The 967-nt window shown below is 64.5% G+C and carries 2 protein-coding genes; both read right to left on the bottom strand.

Translation table 11 applies throughout. The annotated features are described in order from the left end of the window. Nucleotides 1-677 (bottom strand): biotin carboxylase N-terminal domain-containing protein (locus RAD10_RS41415; RefSeq protein ID WP_461621971.1); only part of this gene is annotated, 677 nt, incomplete at its 3' end. A 5-nt stretch (nt 678-682) separates the two neighbouring features. Then, a partial coding sequence (locus tag RAD10_RS41410) for a carboxyl transferase domain-containing protein (protein WP_461621970.1) occupies nt 683-967 on the bottom strand: 285 nt, incomplete at its 5' end.

The raw sequence follows: 967 nt of genomic DNA, 5'->3' as shown, positions 1-967 counted from the left end.
TCGCCGAGATAGATGACGTTGCCGTGCTTGTCGCCCAGCACCTGGATCTCGATGTGGCGGGGATCGACGATGAACTTCTCGACGAAGACGCGGTCGTCGCCGAACGAGGCCTTGGCCTCGGCCTTGGCGAGATTGAAGCCCTCGGCGACCTCGGCCTTGGAATGCGCGATGCGCATGCCCTTGCCGCCGCCGCCGGCGGAGGCCTTGATCATCACGGGGTAGCCGATCTCGTCGGCGATCTTCACCGCGTGCTTGTCGTCCTCGATGACGCCGAGATGGCCCGGAACGGTCGAGACTTTGGCCTTGGCCGCCGCCTTCTTGGATTCGATCTTGTCGCCCATCGCGGCGATCGCGCCCGGGTTCGGGCCGATGAAGACGATGCCGGCCGCCTCCAGCGCGCGCGGAAACGCCTCGCGCTCGGACAGGAAGCCGTAACCGGGATGCACGGCCTCGGCGCCCGTCTTGCGGCAGGCTTCGACGATCTTCTCGATCACCAGATAGCTCTCGGCGGCTGCAGGCGGGCCGATCAGCACGGCTTCGTCGGCCATCTCGACATGAAGGGCGTCGCGGTCGGCCTCGGAATAGACCGCAACCGTCTGGATTCCCATCTTGCGGGCAGTCTTGATGACCCGGCAGGCGATTTCGCCGCGATTGGCGATCAGGATGCGTTTGAACATGCTTTTCACAGAGGCAGATTGTCGTGCTTCTTCGCCGGCGCTTCGACCTTCTTGTCCTTCAGCATCGCCAGCGCCCTTCCGATCCGCTTCCGCGTCGAGTGCGGCATGATGACATCGTCGATATAGCCGCGCTCGGCGGCGATGAACGGCGACAGGAAACGGTCCTCGTATTCCTTGGTGCGCGCGGCGATCTTGTCGGGGTCGCCGATGTCACTGCGGAAGATGATCTCGACCGCGCCCTTGGCGCCCATCACCGCGATCTGGGCGGTCGGCCAGGCGTAGTTCATGTC

This window comes from Bradyrhizobium sp. 23AC (assembly GCF_054863025.1).
This window is presented reverse-complemented; position numbering and strand designations above follow the sequence as displayed.